Annotated in this window: 16 protein-coding genes; 3 read left to right on the top strand and 13 right to left on the bottom strand. The window is 65.4% G+C overall.

Going from position 1 to position 16,224, the window contains the following annotated elements; translation table 11 throughout:
• Nucleotides 1-52: 52 nt before the first annotated feature.
• Together AC5RTS_RS00175 and AC5RTS_RS00170 are read left to right on the top strand one after the other, a co-directional pair.
• Nucleotides 53-1,324 carry a Mur ligase family protein gene (locus AC5RTS_RS00175; RefSeq protein ID WP_493990067.1) on the top strand — a complete coding sequence of 424 codons (1,272 nt, stop codon included), beginning with the start codon at nucleotides 53-55 and terminating at the stop codon, nucleotides 1,322-1,324.
• Nucleotides 1,321-2,067 carry a type 1 glutamine amidotransferase gene (locus tag AC5RTS_RS00170; RefSeq protein ID WP_493990066.1) on the top strand — a complete coding sequence of 249 codons (747 nt, stop codon included), beginning with the start codon at nucleotides 1,321-1,323 and terminating at the stop codon, nucleotides 2,065-2,067. The genes AC5RTS_RS00175 and AC5RTS_RS00170 overlap by 4 nt, the downstream gene beginning before the upstream one ends.
• A gap of 199 nt (nucleotides 2,068-2,266) precedes the next feature.
• Here AC5RTS_RS00170 and AC5RTS_RS00165 read toward each other — a convergent pair whose 3' ends face one another.
• The 9 genes from AC5RTS_RS00165 to AC5RTS_RS00125 all read right to left on the bottom strand — a co-directional run bounded on the left by AC5RTS_RS00165 (nucleotide 2,267) and on the right by AC5RTS_RS00125 (nucleotide 9,586).
• The gene (locus tag AC5RTS_RS00165) at nucleotides 2,267-2,476 is read right to left on the bottom strand and encodes a hypothetical protein (RefSeq protein WP_493990065.1); all 210 of its coding nucleotides are present in this window, start codon (nucleotides 2,474-2,476) and stop codon (nucleotides 2,267-2,269) included.
• Nucleotides 2,477-2,594: 118 nt separating this feature from the next.
• Nucleotides 2,595-3,083, bottom strand: a complete 489-nt coding sequence (locus AC5RTS_RS00160) for a hypothetical protein (RefSeq protein ID WP_493990064.1) — start codon at nucleotides 3,081-3,083, stop codon at nucleotides 2,595-2,597.
• 90 nt (nucleotides 3,084-3,173) lie between these two features.
• On the bottom strand, nucleotides 3,174-3,773 hold the full coding sequence (locus AC5RTS_RS00155; RefSeq protein WP_493990063.1) for a class I SAM-dependent methyltransferase: 600 nt from the start codon (nucleotides 3,771-3,773) through the stop codon (nucleotides 3,174-3,176).
• Nucleotides 3,774-3,814: 41 nt separating this feature from the next.
• On the bottom strand, nucleotides 3,815-4,102 hold the full coding sequence (locus AC5RTS_RS00150) for a DUF1905 domain-containing protein (RefSeq protein ID WP_493990062.1): 288 nt from the start codon (nucleotides 4,100-4,102) through the stop codon (nucleotides 3,815-3,817).
• A 122-nt stretch (nucleotides 4,103-4,224) separates the two neighbouring features.
• Nucleotides 4,225-4,974 carry a phosphotransferase gene (locus AC5RTS_RS00145; protein WP_493990061.1) on the bottom strand — a complete coding sequence of 250 codons (750 nt, stop codon included), beginning with the start codon at nucleotides 4,972-4,974 and terminating at the stop codon, nucleotides 4,225-4,227.
• A 55-nt stretch (nucleotides 4,975-5,029) separates the two neighbouring features.
• Complete coding sequence (locus AC5RTS_RS00140) at nucleotides 5,030-5,512, bottom strand: NUDIX hydrolase (RefSeq protein ID WP_493990060.1); 483 nt, start codon at nucleotides 5,510-5,512, stop codon at nucleotides 5,030-5,032.
• Nucleotides 5,513-5,582: 70 nt separating this feature from the next.
• The gene (locus AC5RTS_RS00135; RefSeq protein WP_493990059.1) at nucleotides 5,583-6,224 is read right to left on the bottom strand and encodes a methyltransferase domain-containing protein; all 642 of its coding nucleotides are present in this window, start codon (nucleotides 6,222-6,224) and stop codon (nucleotides 5,583-5,585) included.
• Between the two features lie 5 nt (nucleotides 6,225-6,229).
• Complete coding sequence (locus tag AC5RTS_RS00130) at nucleotides 6,230-7,975, bottom strand: HNH endonuclease (RefSeq protein ID WP_493990058.1); 1,746 nt, start codon at nucleotides 7,973-7,975, stop codon at nucleotides 6,230-6,232.
• A gap of 408 nt (nucleotides 7,976-8,383) precedes the next feature.
• Complete coding sequence (locus AC5RTS_RS00125) at nucleotides 8,384-9,586, bottom strand: CapA family protein (protein ID WP_493990057.1); 1,203 nt, start codon at nucleotides 9,584-9,586, stop codon at nucleotides 8,384-8,386.
• 167 nt (nucleotides 9,587-9,753) lie between these two features.
• Here AC5RTS_RS00125 and AC5RTS_RS00120 point away from each other — a divergent pair, with 167 nt between their 5' ends.
• Complete coding sequence (locus AC5RTS_RS00120; protein WP_493990056.1) at nucleotides 9,754-11,778, top strand: M3 family metallopeptidase; 2,025 nt, start codon at nucleotides 9,754-9,756, stop codon at nucleotides 11,776-11,778.
• A 66-nt stretch (nucleotides 11,779-11,844) separates the two neighbouring features.
• On the opposite strand, the gene pdxS is transcribed toward AC5RTS_RS00120, so the two are convergent.
• The 4 genes from pdxS to thrS all read right to left on the bottom strand — a co-directional run bounded on the left by pdxS (nucleotide 11,845) and on the right by thrS (nucleotide 16,155).
• Entirely contained in the window at nucleotides 11,845-12,762 is a 918-nt protein-coding gene (pdxS, locus tag AC5RTS_RS00115) for a pyridoxal 5'-phosphate synthase lyase subunit PdxS (RefSeq protein WP_493990055.1), read from the bottom strand.
• A 161-nt stretch (nucleotides 12,763-12,923) separates the two neighbouring features.
• Nucleotides 12,924-13,544, bottom strand: a complete 621-nt coding sequence (gene pgsA / locus AC5RTS_RS00110) for a phosphatidylinositol phosphate synthase (protein WP_493990054.1) — start codon at nucleotides 13,542-13,544, stop codon at nucleotides 12,924-12,926.
• 3 nt (nucleotides 13,545-13,547) lie between these two features.
• Nucleotides 13,548-14,126: an HIT family protein gene (locus tag AC5RTS_RS00105; protein WP_493990053.1), complete on the bottom strand. Its 579-nt coding sequence runs from the start codon at nucleotides 14,124-14,126 to the stop codon at nucleotides 13,548-13,550.
• Between the two features lie 16 nt (nucleotides 14,127-14,142).
• Complete coding sequence (gene thrS, locus AC5RTS_RS00100; protein ID WP_493990052.1) at nucleotides 14,143-16,155, bottom strand: threonine--tRNA ligase; 2,013 nt, start codon at nucleotides 16,153-16,155, stop codon at nucleotides 14,143-14,145.
• Between the last annotated feature and the right edge of the window lie 69 nt (nucleotides 16,156-16,224).

The following is a 16,224-nucleotide window of genomic DNA, read 5'->3' as shown; positions in this document are numbered from 1 at the left end:
TGCAGCTGCCCGCAGAGCCCCGGGACAAGGCCGTGCGCTATATTCAGTAACCATGAGTTCTTTCTCCATCCTGGTCGGAAAACTGGTCCGCAGTGCCTCCAAACTGCGTGGCGGCGGTTCCGCCCTGCCGGGCCTGGTGGTGGAGAAAATCGATCCCGACTTCATCCGCCGCACCCTCGCGGATCTGCCGCTCGGCGTCGCCGTGGTTTCCGGAACCAACGGCAAAACCACCACCACCAAGATGGTCGTGGAGCTGCTCGAAAGCCAGGGCCTGAAGGTCTTCACCAACCGAACCGGCAGCAACTTCACCCGCGGCGTGGCGGCAGCATTGCTGGGCGAAGTGAACCTTCGCGGCCGCCTGGATGCGGACATCGCCGTCCTGGAACTGGACGAGGCGCACGCGGTGCACTTCGTGAAGCTGATCCAGCCGCGCTACAGCCTGCTGCTGAACGTGCTGCGTGACCAGCTGGACCGGTTCGGCGAAATCGACAAGACCACCCGCCTGCTGGAGCAGATTGCCCGCGCCACCACCGAAACCGTGGTCCTGAACCGCGAAGATCCGCGGGTGGCCGGCATCGCGGAGTCCCTGAACGGTCAGCGTGCCGTGTACTTCGGCCTGGATGCCTCGCTGCGCAGCACCTTCCCGAACGATGACGAGATGCGCGGAAGCCTGGCCGAGGCTCTGGCCGCAACCCAGGAGGCCGACGTCGTCCTGGAGCGCGTGGGCGAGGCCGACGCAGATTTCCTCATCGACGGGCAGGTGCGCTCGGCGAACCTGAAGCTGCGCGGTGTCTACAACATCTTCAACGCGGCGGCGGCGCTGGCCTTCGCGCGAACCATCAAGGGCGCAGATCTGGACAACGAGGCGCTGTTTACCGCGCTGTCCAACGTGGAGCCGGCGTTCGGACGCGGCGAGTCGCTGACCGTCAACGGGCAGCCGCTGGAACTGGTGCTCGTGAAGAACCCCAGCGGGTTCCGCCTCGGCCTGAAATCCTTTGCCGCGCACGGCTACTCGACCATGATTGCCATCAATGACAATTACGCCGACGGCCGGGACATGTCCTGGCTCTGGGACGTGGACTTCGAGTCCCTTACCGACGGCGGCGTCGACGTCGTCAGTGGTGTGCGCGCCTATGACATGGCATTGCGCCTGAAGTACGACGACGTACCCGTGCGGACCGTCGAACCGGACATTACGGACGGCCTGAAGCGTTTCATCAAGGACTCCCCCGGGGTCCCCATGCGGATCTTCTGCACGTACACCGCCATGCTGGCGGTGCGCCGGGAGCTCTCCAAGATCACGAAGGTAGAGGTGGTCTCATGACCGAGGACCGCACAATCAGGATCCTGCAGCTGTACCCGCGGGAAATGAACATTTACGGGGACTGGGGCAACGTCCTGGTACTCAAGCAGCGCCTGAAGTGGTACGGCTACCGCCCTGTGGTGGAGGAGTACAACGCCGGGGATACCTTCCCGGAGGGCGTGGACATTATTGTGGGCGGCGGCGGCCAGGACAGCGGCCAGGTGGTCATCCAGCAGGACCTTCAGGAGCTTGCCCCCACGCTGCGGGCACTGGCCGACGACGGCCTGCCGATGCTGGTGATCTGCGGGCTCTACCAGCTGTTCGGAAAGTTCTTCAAAACGCATGAGGGGACGCTGATTCCCGGGATCGGCATTCTGGACCTGGAAACCCACGGCGGAGATGTCCGGCTGATCGGCAACGTGCTTTCGGTCAGCAGCGAGTTCGGCGAGATCCACGGATACGAGAACCACAGCGGCCAGACTTTCCTCGGCCCCGGCGTTCGGCCGCTCGCCGAAGTCCGCAAGGGCGAAGGCAATAACACCAAGGACAGCACCGAGGGTGCCCGCTATAAAAACGTGGTAGCCAGTTACCTGCACGGTTCCCTGCTGCCGAAGAACCCGGCCATTGCCGATTTCCTGATCGAGCAGGCCGCCATCCGGAAGTTCGGCAGCTTTGCTCCGGTGCCGCGGCCCGAAGAGGATCTTGCGGAACTGTCGAAGCTGTCCGAGATGGCAAGGCAGCACGCCGGGCAGCGTCCTCGGTAGCGACGGCGCGGCAGCGTCCGGGGTAGAGACTCCGGGCAGCGTCCGCGGTAGAGACTCCGGGCAGCGTCCGGGGGCGACTCCGGGACGGCATCCGGGGGCGACTCCGGGCAGCGTCCGGGACAGAGTTTGCGGTAGCCCCCTCCCCCCGGCGCATCCGTTTCAGCATCCGGGGCGCCCCCTAACCGGCGGCGCTGCTCCTCTAGTCCGTGCCGGAACCGGGGCCCATGCGCCGGCTCCGCGCGGCGGCGACCGCACAACAGAGTGCGCCGGCAGTCAGGGCCAGGACCGTCACGAGCCGGCCGGCCCCGAAGTTCTCGAACAGCCCCGGTGTCAGGATTACGGCCAGCGCTCCAAGGAACGCTGCACCGATAATGAGGAAAGCCGGGCGGTACTCGCGGGTCGTGTTCATGCCCGCAGCCTATCTGCTGCCGATGCAGCCGGTGCTCTTCCTGCCACGGCAAGGGTCTGGATCAGGCGCGGGACGCGCCCTCTGCTGTCGCCGTCCCGCTACCGCCGCTGCCGCCGAGTCAGTACCCCTCGGGAGATCTGCGTTTCAGGTACCTGCGGGCATAACCGGCCAGGAGCGCTGCCCCAATGCCGTTCAAAAGGACAAGTCCGATCCCGATGAAAAAGACTGCAGGAGCCGAGGCTCCGTCCGGAAGCACCAGGGCGGCTGCGACGGCTACTGCGGCTGCTGCGGCGATACCGGCTCCCATCCCGGCTGCCGGAGCGGGCGATCTTTGTGAACGGCCCGGATGCGCCGTCTCCTGGACCAGCAGGCCAGTGGCTGCGCCAAGAAAGCTGACCAGGCCGGCGCCCGCGCCCACGAAGGCTCCCGTGGCGGTGTGGAACATTAACATTGCCGGCCACGAGGTGCCGGAACTCCAGCTTGCGAAAGCCGGATCGGAACGTGCCTGGAACTCCGAGGCCAGGCTCACTGCTGCCCCCGCCAGGCCTGCTGTGACGGTGCCGAACAACATCATGAGAAAACAGAGCAGGCCCAAGAGCTTTCCCACCCTCATTTCTCCGTATTCCTCATACCGGCCAACGTTAGCCGAAGCATGTGCCGGCACTGCGCGGACCCGTTCAGGCAACTGTTCAGCTCCTCAGTCTCGAACAGCAGCGATAGCGGCATGGGCCCGTTTGCCGGGATCCCGGCGCGTCTGGACGTCGCAGACCTCGAACCCCGCTTCGGCAAGTAACTGCCCCATCGCCGCGGCGGACCAGTAGTACGCCGTGCTCACGGCATGCGGGAAAGGGGTCCCGGGAGGTCCGTCGAAGAATCCGATGAGGATCCGCCCGCCGCGGACCAGGGCACGGTTGAATTCCGCCAGCACCAAGGCAAGCTCGTCGGGCGGAACGTGAATGAGCGAATACCAGGCCAGCACGCCGTGCAGCGAGCCGTCAGGTACGTCCATGTGGCGGATTGAGGCGACGCGGAAAGGAGCACCGGGAAAGCGCAGACGGGCGCTGTCGATGAATGCGGGGACAAAGTCGATTCCCTCGACCGCTGCTCCGCGCCGGTGGAGGAAGCCGGTCCACTGGCCGGGTCCGCATCCGGCGTCCACTACGCGGCCCTCAATACCTGCCGCCCAGTCGCCGATGCACTGCCGATCCAGCTCATGTGTGTCCCCAATCGATCCCAGCAGGCGGGTGTATTCGGCCGCCCGCGCCCCGTACGCCGATCGGGTGGCTTCATCCTCCATGCTCATGAGACTAGCGGGCAGCTGACAGGGTGTCCCGGAACTCAGGAGAGCCGCTCCGAAACCGAGATGACGACGTCGTCGCCTATGTCCTTGCCGATCTTTTTCCGCAGCTTCGCGCTGACCGAGAGCATGTGGCCTCCGGCGCCGGTGGGCATCAGGGCCGCGCGTACCGGTTCTCCGTCCACCGTTGCAGCGACCTTGACGGCTTTGCCCGTGCCGAAGAGAGTCTTCGAGTCCGGGACTTCAATGCAGGACCAGACATCTCCCTTGATGTCCACGCCGATCGGAGCAGAGAAGTGCAGATCCATCGGTCCGGCCTCGGTGCTCATGAGTCTCCCTGCAGTTAGGGCCGCCCCCTTGGAATCGCCGTGGCGGCGCCCCGGCTTTGGGCGGACACTTTGATGTGCACGCCCCAGCATCAACCATCCGGGAGCGTACTGCCAGCGAATCACTAGGCAAGCAATGCTGCTGTCCAGGTTTCCTGATGGCCCCGAACATAGTGGGTTACTGCCCGCCAATGCTCCCCGTGGCCCTGAATGTACATGGATCCCCAGGGCTCGCGGCCCGTAGTGTGCGAAGACTCCAGCAGGCGGTACATGGCCGCCGCGCGCTGGTGCATTGCTTCCGGCAGCTGCTCCCGCAGGCCGCGTTCCGCACCGTACCCGTCAACGAACGCAGCGAGATTTACCGCCGCCTGCTCCGGTGCCAACGTCGTGTCCGAGAGCGTAAACGCCTGGGCAGCATAGGCAAGGTCCCACAGCCGTGTGCTGGGAGCGGCAGCGTCCCAGTCAATGAAGACCCAGCGGTCACCGATCAGGAGGTTCCAAGGAGCCAGGTCGTTATGGCAGACAAGGTCGTTTCCCGGGGCCGGGATGGCACCGGCCCATGTCGCATCCTGGGAGGGCACGAACGTTTCGCTCACATCATGGATGGCGCGGACCATTGCTCCCACCCGGCGAAGCTCCGTGTGCGTAAGCGGAGGCGATTCGAGGGCAAGCCGTCCGGGTATGAATTCGGTGATTTGCCGGTCCTGCTCATCCCTGCCCAGGACCGCGGGGACGTCGACGCCGGTCTTCCGGACTGCGGTCATGAATTCGTGAACGTATGGCGTTGATTCTGTCCACGGCTTTCGGACCGTCTGCCCGATCCGTACGACGGTGTCGGCGACATTGCCGCCGTCGAGTAGTTGCTCCCCATCCATCACCCGATGCTAGCCGTCCCGCTCAAGGATCAGGGAATGCCCCGGCGGCACAGCTTCAGCAGCCTGCGCCTGGCAGGGACATAGCCATGCGCCGCACGTATTCCAGGCGTTCGTGGAATCCTTTCGGAAGCCGGGCGGGCAATTCGCTGACCGGGAACCACCGGACGGCCTCGCTCTCCTCGCTCACAGTGGTTACGGCTTCCGGGCTAACGACGGCTGCGAACCCCACGTCCCAATGCGCTGAGCAGGAGAAACCGCCCTGCAGGTCATGCCGGTCCAAATCCATGATTGCCGGGGAAAGCAGAGCAAGGTCGCCAAGTCCCGATTCCTCGCGCGCCTCTCTTTGTGCCGTTTCCGCCACCGATGCATCCCCTGGTTCGACGTGGCCGCCGAACTGCACCCAGAACTGCCCCTTCCGGTGGAAACACAGGAGCACGTGATCGAATCCGGGCGAAAAGACGAAGCAGGACCCGGTGATATGTTCCGGGCCGCCGTCCTTGCGTAGGCCGGCTGTTCCCGCTGCGTTCAGGAAGCGCAAATATGCTTCTTTCGGTTTTGAATCGGGAAGTGTCCGGAGACGGGTCAGTAAATCTTCGAGGGGCATACTGTCATTTCGCCGGATGCTCCAGGATGAAAATGCCGTCGGGACCGGTGCGGGGGTGAAGTGTCCCCGGTTTGCTGTACACGCTAACTGACCAGCCTGAGTCCTTATCGAAAGCGCCGAGGTGCCAATCCGAAAACCTGTGTAACAACGCCAACCCTGCGAAATCTGCTGCCATGTCCAGGGACTTCGGTCCGCCCCGTGTGGCGACAGTAGTACCAACCACAAACAGGCCGCCCTCAATCAGCAGCCCGCGGACTATCCCGAAAGCATCCTCCAAAGCTTCGGCGGAAAGGAATGCGGGCACGTTTCCGCACATGGAAATGAGTTCATATCGGTCGGGAAGACCTTCTCTGCGCAGGCGGTCCCCCGTGAGTTCTTCTACAGCCAGTTGTCGGTACCAGCCCGCATCGAAAGTGTCAGCGGCGACATCCAGCACGGCAGGGGCCGGATCGATGCCGTACGCCTGATGCCCACGATGACGGAGCGCATTAACGGCCGAGCCGATACCGCACCCGATATCGAGAATCCGGCTTTTGCGGGCGGCAAGCATGTCGATAAACCGGGCGTCTGCCTCGAGGTCTATTCCGTTGTCCAAGAGCCGGCGCATCTTCTGTGCGTAGGCGTCCAGGTCAGCAGTTGGGATCATGACCATCAGACTAATCGTCGGCGCGGAATGCTCGAGCCTAGCCCTGTCCGTAAAAACGCTGGGGCACCCGGCAGCGGCGGTGCCGTGGACTGATAGGTGTGTCCGGTGGGTGTGGTGATTGCGACTGTGTGCCGGCCGGTTTCCTCTGCGTTTACAGCCCGCCAGCCCGGTGCTTCCTTCGCCTGGTTGCAGGCTTCACACAGGCCCTGCAGGTTGCCGACGTCGGTGCTTCCGCCGGTCCGGTGCGGCTGGATGTGGTCGCGGTGTCGGATCGGGGCGTTACACCATGGCGTCCGGCAGGTTTGATCCCGCACGGAAATGAACCTTGCCAAGGATTCGGGAACGAACCGTGCCTTCGAATCCATGCCGATGAGTTCGCCGGAGGCCGGTGCGGTGTAGAGGCGCCGAAGCCAAAGCTCCGGAGCAACGGGATCGCCGTTTCGAGCCGCCGGGCCTTCCAGTGCAGCGTCGGGCGCCGGCCCGCGTGTGATGCTTCCACGTTCGGCCCTTCCGACACTTCGGCTTCCGGCGTTTCCAATACTGCCGCATCCGGCGGGCGTTCCGAGGTTTCCGTTTCCGGCCTTCGTTCCGAGGTTTCCGTTTCCGGCGGGCGTTCCGAGGTTTCCGTTTCCGACCCCCGTTCCGATGTTTCCGTTTCCGGGCACATCGCCGCCGCCGCTTCGGGTTTTACGCACCGCGTCTCGTGCCCACATGGCCGGCACCATGCCGTATCCCTGAAGGTAGGCCGGCTCATCCGAACCCGCAAGCAGCGTGCGGTCCGTCATCACCAGCTGGACCTCCAGCGGCACACGGTCCGCCTGGCTCAGTCCGGTGACCCTTTGAACCAGCGTGTCAGCCATAATCTGGCCCCGTCCCCGCTCATCGCCGCGGGCCCGGAGAGAATCCGCTTCACGGCTGAGGGCGGCAAATACGGCGACGCCCTGAGCCACCGGCAACAGGCCGGTCAGGTACGTCATGGTGTCCGGCGCTGGCCGGCAGGAAACGTAGCGGTCCGCTACGGCTTTCGCCGCCCGCCGGACCAGTGCCTCCTGATCAATGCGCTGGGTGATCCTGCGAATGCGGCCGATGAGCCGACCGTCGCCCAGACCCTCCAACCCTGCCGGATCGCCGGCAACCTCCCGGTCCACCAGCCTGCGGTCTTCCTTGGAAAGGCACGCGGTCTCCCGCACCAGCAGCGTGGCCCGCCATTCGCTGATCCGGCCTTCCGACAAAGCCCGCAACGTCCATGGCATCTCCGTATCCAGGGCCTTGGCAAAGCCAAGAATCCGGTTTCCCCGGGCCGGAGATTCACGCCTGGCGAGGGCAACCTGGGCTGCCACTCCCCTGCCCTGGTGTTCCCGTGGAAGTCCTGCCCGCGCATGGGCACGCCGGACTGAAAGGTCCAAGGCTGCGGCCGCACGGGCTTGTGCCGCACTGGCTGCAGCCTTTAGTTCCTCCAACACGCGCAGACGGTCGACCAGCCCGGCATCCGATTCACCGGTCAGAGCAGCGAAGGTTGCGGCAGAAGAAAGTCGGAGAATCCAGCCTCGCACGGTGTCCACCTCAACTGCCGCCGGCCCTTCGGAACCACCACCATCGGTGTATTCGGGCGGCACAGGTGCCGCCACGTCAATGCGCGGAACGGATGCCCGGGCAGACATCCAAAGGCCCCCGGGTACTTCCGGGAGGAGGCCCGAGGTTTCCCCGCGGCCGCCCGGCGCCTCTCCGGTGCGCATTCCATATTCGAACATGTATTCGATTTTAGAAGTCAGGCGGCCCCGCTAGGTCGCAGTTTCCCCGCCTGTGGGTAAGCCACGGCTAACGTCGGCATGTGGAGGACAGGTCCTCAAACCATGTACTCCGATGGTCCCGACGAGCGGACAATCCAGCACACCCCTGCCCACCGGAGGTGTGGCCCGGCGGCTCCGCAAGCGTCCGGCGCAAGGCCTACGGCGGCACACGGCAGCGGCGCGCGGCACCCCGTTGTCCGGGGGCGCCCGGCACCTGGGCCAGCCCAGCCACGGTGGTCACCGCCGGCCTGTGGAGGACGGGTCCGCACCCCACGCGCCCCGACGGTCCCCCGGCGACCAGACCACCCAACGCACCCTCAGCCCGGTAGCGATCTACGCAGCCCCGCGAGCCACACACCGCACCCGCCCCTACTTCGGATCCCTGGTCACCAGCCATTCGTGCGCCCCGGCGCCGGCAGCGCCCATCGACTCGACAACCGGAATGGTCCGTGCCCGCACCGCCTCCCGCTGGGACACCGGCGCGCACTCGCCCTGCGGGAGGTCGGCGGCAACAGAGCACCACCGGTACGGGTCGCGGACAATGACCGACGGCGCCCACGCCAGATCGCTTACGGACCACTCGCCGTCGTCGTCGCGGGCGAACTGTGCCCGCACCATCAGGCCCTCATTATTCACGTCGTACCAAGGCGAAAGCTCGGTCACGGCGTTGCCCAGCCCGTAGACAATCCAGGTCCCGTTGTAGTTCTCGATGGGCAGCACCGAGTGCGTGTGGTGGCCGTAAAGGAAGTCGAACTCCCCGCTGTCAGCCAGGGCATGCGCCGTCTCCACCTGCTGGCTGTTCGGCGCGGATGCGTATTCGTCGCCGGCATGGATGGCTCCCACGACGACGTCGGCCCCCTCCGCCCGGGCCTGCCGCGCCTTGGCGATCATCGCCTCGGCATCGAGCAAATCCACCTGCCACGGATACTCGGTTTCCAATCCGTTCAGTCCGTAGGTCGCTTCGATGACCGCCACCTGGCCGGCGGGGGCGGGCAGGACCATCGGCCGGCCGGCAGCGTCTTCGGACGCGTAGGAGCCGGTATGCGCAAGTCCAAGCGAATCCAGCACCCCCAGCGTCCGGTTCAGTCCCACCGTGCCGGCATCCATGGTGTGGTTGCTCGCCGTAGTGCAGGCCTGGTACCCCACTGCGGCGGCAGCGGTTAGGATCTGCGGAGGCACGTTGAACATGGGATAACCGGCATACGGGCCGTCGAGCTCGGCCACCGGAGTCTCCATGTGGCACACGGCTACGTCGGACGACGCAATATACGCCCGCTGCCCGGCCAGCAGCGGCTCAAAATCCAGCGGCCCCTTGCCGGTCACCGCGGCATCCGCCGCCGCCTGGTCCCACAGCTGCGGATGAACCAGCAGATCCCCGGCCAGCATCAGCGAAAAACAGTTCTCCGTGGGACATTCCGGTCCCTTGCCGGGAATGGACGGGGTGGTGGGAGAGGCCGAGGGCGAAGCAGGCGACGACGACGGCGCCCCGGCGGACGGCTGCCCCGCGCCGTCGGGCTCGGGCGCACCCGTGCAGCCTGCCAGCACCAGCGCAAGCAGCAGCGTTCCTGCCACCGTTGACCTGACCGAACGGCCCGGCACACGCCTATCCACCCTGAGTTTCACATCTTCCCCCACGGAATCGGCCCCAGGCCAGCGGACTGCGGGCGGCGGGGAATCGGACTGATCCTACGGCAGGTCACATTGGTTTGGGATAGGCCGGTGTGCCAGTCTTGGGCCTTATGGACAACCCTTTCCTCACGCCCAGCTCCCTCCCGTATCAGCTGCCGCCGTTCGCGCAGATCAGCGAGGACACGTTCGCGCCCGCTTTTGATGCCGGCATTCGGGAACACGCCGCGCAGATCGAAGCCATTGCGAACAGCACTGCGGCTCCGGATTTCAAGAACACCATTGGAGCGCTGGAATTGTCCGGGCAAATACTCGGACGCACCGCCGTCGCCTTCTTCACCCTGTGTGCGGCCCATGCCACCGAGGGGGTGCAGCGCATCCAGCAGGAAATCAGCCCGAAGCTCGCCGCCCACGAAGATGCCATCTACCTCAACCGCGCGCTCTTCAACCGGGTCGACGCGGTCGCAAAGGACGTTGCCGGGCTGGACGCCGAGCAGACGCGGCTGGTCTCCGAGTACCGCCGCCGCTTCGTCCGCGCCGGGGCGGAGCTCGACGACGCCGGACAGGCACGCATGCGCGAGCTGAACGCCAGGTTGTCGGAGCTGTCCACGGACTTTTCCCAGCGGCTGCTCCGGGACACCAACGATTCGGCCCTGGTGGTGGAAACCGCCGCCGATCTGGACGGCCTGCCCGACGACGACATTGCCGCAGCAGCGGCCGCCGCCGACGCCGCCGGGCACCCGGGCAAGTACCTCTTGTCCCTGGTCCTCCCCACCCCGCAGCCGGCGCTCTCCTCCCTGGCCAACCGGGAAACCCGCCGCCGCCTGCACACCGCCTCACTGCACCGCGGCTTTCGGGACAACGGCAACAACACATTGTCCATCGCCGCCGAAATGGCAGCCCTTCGGGCGGAAAAGGCGGCCCTGCTCGGGTTTGCCAACCATGCCGAGTACGCCACTGATGACCAGACCGCACCGTCCCTCGCCGCCATCCACGGGATGCTGGAAAAGCTGGCGCCGGCCGCCGTGCGCAACGCAAAGGCCGAGGCGGAGGAGCTGCGCGAAGCGGCCCGCCGCGACGGACATGAGCTGGAGGCCTGGGACTGGGCGTACTACTCCGGGCAGGTCAGGAAGGAGAAGTACGACGTCGACCTCGCCGCCCTGCGCCCGTACTTCGAGCTGGAGCGCGTCCTGAGCGACGGCGTCTTCTACGCCGCCAACCGGCTGTACGGCCTGACCTTCACGGAACGCACCGACCTGGCGGGCTACCATCCCGACGTCCGGGTCTGGGAAGTGAAGGACGCCGACGGCACGGGGCTGGGTTTGTTCCTGGGCGACTACTACACACGGGACACCAAAAACGGCGGCGCGTGGATGAATTCCCTCGTGCACCAGTCACGTCTGCTGGATGAGCCGCCGGTGGTCATCAACAACCTGAACATCCCCCGTCCGTCCGCCGGCGAGCCCACCCTGCTCACCTTCGACGAGGTGGTCACCGCATTCCACGAGTTCGGGCACGCACTGCACGGACTCTTCTCCAATGTCACCTACCCGCAGTTCTCCGGCACCGCCGTGCCGCGGGACTTTGTGGAATACCCCTCACAGGTCAACGAGATGTGGATGCTCTGGCCGGAAGTCGTTGCCAACTTCGCCCGCCACCACCTCACCGGCGAGCCGCTGCCGCAGGAAGTCATCGACAAGGTCCTGGCCGCCGCCGTGTGGGGCGAGGGCTTCTCCACCACCGAGTACCTTGGTGCCACTCTGCTTGACCTGGCCTGGCATGAACTGGCGCCGGGGGAAACCGTTGCGGACCCCGAGGCGTTCGAGGCCCGGGCCCTTGCCGACGCCGGCGTGGACCTGGAACTGGTGCCCCCGCGCTACCGGACCGGCTACTTCAAGCACATTTTCGCCGGCGGTTACGCAGCGGCGTACTACGCCTACATCTGGAGCGAAGTGCTCGACGCCGACACGGTGGAGTGGTTCAAGGAGCACGGCGGACTCACCCGGGAGAACGGGGACCGCTTCCGGACCGAGCTGCTCTCCAAAGGCAACAGCATTGACCCCCTGCAGGCCTTCCGGAACTTCCGCGGCCGGGACGCCGACATCCAGCCGCTGCTTGAACGGCGCGGACTGGCCTAGCACAGAGGAAGGGCGGGAACCGGTTGATCACCGGCTCCCGCCCTTCCGCCACTTCAGGGGCGGCTGCTACCAGCCGCGCTCGGCCAGACGGTGGGGCTGCGCCAGCTCGTCCACGTTGATGCCCACCATGGCTTCGCCCAGTCCCCGCGACGCCTTGGCTATTTCATCCGGATCGTCGTAGAAGGTGGTGGCCTTCACGATAGCGGCGGCCCGCTGTTCCGGGTTTCCGGATTTGAAGATGCCCGACCCCACGAACACCCCGTCAGCGCCAAGCTGCATCATCATGGCAGCATCGGCAGGCGTGGCGATTCCGCCAGCGGTGAAGAGCACCACGGGAAGCTTGCCGGCGGCGGCTACTTCCTTCACCAGTTCGTAGGGTGCCGCCAGTTCCTTGGCGGCCACGTACAGTTCGTCCTGGGGCAGCGAGGAGAGCCGGGCAATCTCCGAGCGGATGGTGCGCATGTGCATCGTGGCGTTGGAAACATCTCCGGTGCCGGCTTCACCCTTGGAACGGATCATCGCGGCGCCCTCGTTGATGCGCCGGAGTGCCTCGCCCAGGTTGGTGGCACCGCAGACGAAGGGGACGGTGAAGTTCCACTTGTCGATGTGGTTGGCGTAGTCCGCCGGGGACAGGACCTCGGACTCGTCAATGTAGTCGACGCCCAGTGACTGCAGCACCTGCGCCTCCACGAAATGCCCGATCCGGGCCTTGGCCATCACCGGAATGCTGACGGCACTGATGATGCTGTCAATCATGTCCGGATCGCTCATCCGGGATACCCCGCCCTGGGCCCGGATGTCCGCCGGTACCCGTTCGAGCGCCATCACGGCCACGGCACCGGCGTCTTCGGCAATCCGGGCCTGCTCGGCAGTGACGACGTCCATAATGACGCCGCCCTTCAGCATTTCGGCCATGCCGCGTTTGACGCGGGTGCTGCCGGTGACGGTCGTGGACGTTAGTCCGGTGACGGCTTCGTTAGGCATGAGGTCTCTTCACATTCGCTGCGGGATCCGACAGATCATCTGACAGGGGTATACGCTACGCCCGGCAGCATCCGCGTTCCTTTTCAAGACTTCCCGTGACGTACCCCTTAAAACAAAAGGTGCCGCGGCTTTTGAGCCACGGCACCTCCAGCGTGTTTTCCTCAGGCCGCCGGATTGCCCAGGGTTGCCTGCTTGCGCACCGCATGCATGCGCTGCCCGATGGTCACGCAACTGGCCAGCGTCAGCAGGACCAGGACCACCAGCAGCAGGACCTCGGGCACACCCAGGCCCACCAGACCGGTGGCTACGAGCAGCGACACCAGCCGTTCGGCGCGCTCGGCGATACCGACATTGGCGTTGAAGCCCAGCGACTCGGCCTTCGCCCGGATATAGGAGACCAGCATGCCGACGACCAGGCAGAGGACGGCGGCAATGCCGATCGCGTCATTCTCGCCGCCGGTGAAGAACCAGATGGCCACGCCGGCAAACAGCGCGCCGTCGGCAAACCGGTCCAGCGTGGAGTCAAGGAACCCGCCCCAACTGCCCTTGCGCTGCTGCTGCCGGGCCATGATGCCGTCAATGACGTCGGAGAAAATGAACACCGTAATGAAGATGGTGCCCCAGAACAGTTCACCCAGCGGGTAGAACACCAGCCCGCCGATCATCACCCCGAGCGTGCCGGCAATGGTGACCATGTCCGGGGTGACCCGGTGCCGGAGCAGCCAGGCGGCCAGCGGGGTGAAAACGGCAGTAAAGAATCCCCGTGCGTATTTGTTCAGCACGGCTCAGTCCTCGCTGTCCCGGCCGGAGCCGTCCGGCCATGCCTCGGCCACCTGGCGGCGAACGTCGTCCAGGGTCTGGGTGATGGCCTTGGTCTGCGCGATGATCGGCAGGAAGTTCCCGTCCCCGCCCCACCGCGGCACAATGTGCTGGTGCAGGTGCGCGGCAATCCCGGCTCCGCCGGTCTCTCCCTGGTTCATGCCCAGATTGAACCCGGAGGGACCGGAAACCTTCCGCAGGACCCGCATGGCGGTCTGTGTCAGTGCGGCAATTTCCGCGGTTTCCTCCGGGTCGATGTCCGTATAGTCCGGCACGTGCCGGTACGGGCAGACCAGCAGGTGGCCGGCGTTGTATGGAAAGAGATTCAGGATAACGAAGGCATGTTTGCCGCGGTGGACAATCAGCGATTCCTCGTCCGTCCGCCCGGGTGCGGCGCAGAACGGGCAGGTCTCCTCCGAGGACACCTGCTTCTGCCCGCCCTTGATGTAGGCCAGGCGGTGCGGCGTCCAGAGACGCTGGAAGGCGTCGGGAACACCGGGAAGTTCAAACGTGTCCGTTATGTCCGTGTCGTCTGTTTCTGCCATGGTGTTCCCGCTGCCCCTACTTGTCCCGGTTCCGGACGGCTTCGACAATCCGCTTCACGGCTTCTTCAACGGGCACGCCGTTGTCCTGGCTGCCGTCGCGGAAGCGGAAGGACACGGCGCCGGCCTCGGCGTCGTCGCCGCCGGCGATCAGGACAAACGGGATCTTGTCCTTGGAGGCGGTGCGGATCTTCTTCGGGAAGCGGTCGGTGCCGGTATCCACCTGGGCACGGATGCCGTGCGCCTTGAGCTTGTCGACGACGTCGAACATGTAGTCGTTGAACGCTTCGGCCACGGGGATGCCGACCACCTGGACCGGTGCCAGCCAGGCCGGGAACGCACCGGCGTAGTGCTCGGTGAGCACGGCCATAAAGCGTTCCACGGAGCCGAACAGGGCGCGGTGGATCATCACCGGGCGCTGGCGGGTGCCGTCGGCGGCCTGGTACTCGAGTTCGAAGCGTTCGGGCAGGTTGAAGTCCAGCTGGATGGTGGACATCTGCCAGGTGCGGCCGATGGCGTCGCGGGCCTGGACGGAAATCTTGGGGCCGTAGAACGCGGCTCCGCCCGGATCCGGGACCAGGTCCAGGCCGGAGGCTTCGGCTACCTCGGCGAGGGTGCGGGTGGCTTCCTCCCAGACCTCGTCGGAGCCGACGTACTTCTCCGGATCCTTGGTGGAGAGCTCCAGGTAGAAGTCATCCAGGCCGTAGTCCTTGAGCAGGTCCAGCACGAACTTCAGGGTGCTGGTCAGCTCGTCCTTCATCTGCTCGCGGGTGCAGTAGATGTGGGCGTCGTCCTGGGTCATGCCCCGCACACGGGTCAGGCCGTGGATCACGCCGGACTTCTCGTAGCGGTACACGGAGCCGAATTCGAACAGGCGCAGCGGCAGTTCACGGTAGGACCGTCCGCGGGAGCGGAAGATCAGGTTATGCATGGGGCAGTTCATCGGCTTCAGGTAGTAATCCTGGCCGGGCTTGGTGACCTCGCCGGTTTCCGGGTCGGTGACTTCATCCACGTGCATGGGAGGGAACATGCCGTCGCGGTACCAGTCCAGGTGGCCGGAGACCTCGTACAGGTGGCCCTTGGTGATGTGCGGGGTGTAGACAAACTCGTAGCCGGCCTCGGTGTGGCGCTGGCGGGAGTAGTCCTCCATGGCCTTGCGGATGATGCCACCCTTGGGGTGGAACACCGGCAGGCCGGAACCCAGCTCATCCGGAAAGGAGAACAGGTCCAGTTCGGTGCCCAGCTTGCGGTGGTCGCGGCGCTCGGCCTCGGCCAGACGCTCCTGGTAGGCCTTCAGCGCGTCCTTGGTGGGCCAGGCGGTGCCGTAAATGCGCTGCAGCTGCTGGTTGTTCTGGTTGCCCAGCCAGTAGGCGGCGGCGGAACGGGTCAGCGCGAAGGCGTTGGAGATCAGCTTGGTGTTGGGCAGGTGCGGGCCGCGGCAGAGATCGCACCAGACGGTCTCGCCGGACTTGCGGTCCACGTTGTCGTAAATGGTGATCTCGCCGGCACCGACCTCGATGTTCGCGCCCTCGCCGGCTTCCTCGGCGCCGTCCTTCGTGCCCAGGAGCTCGAGCTTGTACGGCTCGTTGGCCATGGCCTCGCGGGCTTCTTCTTCAGTGACCACGCGGCGGACGAACTTCTGGTTCGAGTTGACGATCTTCTGCATCATCTTCTCGAGGGTCTTCAGGTCTTCGGGGGTGAACGGCTCGGCGACGTCGAAGTCGAAGTAGAAGCCGTCCTTGATGTAGGGGCCGATGCCCAGCTTGGCGTCGGGGCGCAGCTGCTGCACGGCCTGGGCCATCACGTGTGCGGTGGAGTGGCGCAGGACGTTCAGCCCGTCTTCGGACTCAATGGTGACGGATTCCACGGTGTCGCCCTGCTCCAGCGGGGTGTCCAGGTCCTTGAGCACGGAGTTCACGCGCATCACGACGACGTCGCGGCGTTCGAAGAAGAGCTGCGCACCGGTGGTGCCAGTATCCACCGTGGTCTCTTCGCCGTCGACGATGAGGGTGAACTTCTCTGGCACTGACACGGTTGTCTCCTAGATTTCGTTGTACGGCGTCTTCTGCACGGCCGAACCCGGCCGGCTCCTTCTTTGCGC

The sequence above is a fragment of the Arthrobacter sp. MDT1-49-2 genome, from assembly GCF_059090185.1.
This window is presented reverse-complemented; position numbering and strand designations above follow the sequence as displayed.

Bases quoted from the DNA above. Each gene is read 5' to 3' on its own strand.
- AC5RTS_RS00130 (WP_493990058.1), bottom strand. From the start codon at position 7,975: ATGTTCGAATATGGAATGCGCACCGGAGAGGCGCCGGGCGGCCGCGGG.
- AC5RTS_RS00145 (WP_493990061.1), bottom strand. From the start codon at position 4,974: ATGGATGGGGAGCAACTACTCGACGGCGGCAATGTCGCCGACACCGTC.
- AC5RTS_RS00165 (WP_493990065.1), bottom strand. From the start codon at position 2,476: ATGAACACGACCCGCGAGTACCGCCCGGCTTTCCTCATTATCGGTGCA.
- AC5RTS_RS00105 (WP_493990053.1), bottom strand. From the start codon at position 14,126: ATGGCAGAAACAGACGACACGGACATAACGGACACGTTTGAACTTCCC.
- AC5RTS_RS00155 (WP_493990063.1), bottom strand. From the start codon at position 3,773: ATGGAGGATGAAGCCACCCGATCGGCGTACGGGGCGCGGGCGGCCGAA.
- AC5RTS_RS00120 (WP_493990056.1), top strand. From the start codon at position 9,754: ATGGACAACCCTTTCCTCACGCCCAGCTCCCTCCCGTATCAGCTGCCG.
- AC5RTS_RS00135 (WP_493990059.1), bottom strand. From the start codon at position 6,224: ATGATCCCAACTGCTGACCTGGACGCCTACGCACAGAAGATGCGCCGG.
- AC5RTS_RS00170 (WP_493990066.1), top strand. From the start codon at position 1,321: ATGACCGAGGACCGCACAATCAGGATCCTGCAGCTGTACCCGCGGGAA.
- AC5RTS_RS00150 (WP_493990062.1), bottom strand. From the start codon at position 4,102: ATGAGCACCGAGGCCGGACCGATGGATCTGCACTTCTCTGCTCCGATC.
- pdxS (WP_493990055.1), bottom strand. From the start codon at position 12,762: ATGCCTAACGAAGCCGTCACCGGACTAACGTCCACGACCGTCACCGGC.
- AC5RTS_RS00175 (WP_493990067.1), top strand. From the start codon at position 53: ATGAGTTCTTTCTCCATCCTGGTCGGAAAACTGGTCCGCAGTGCCTCC.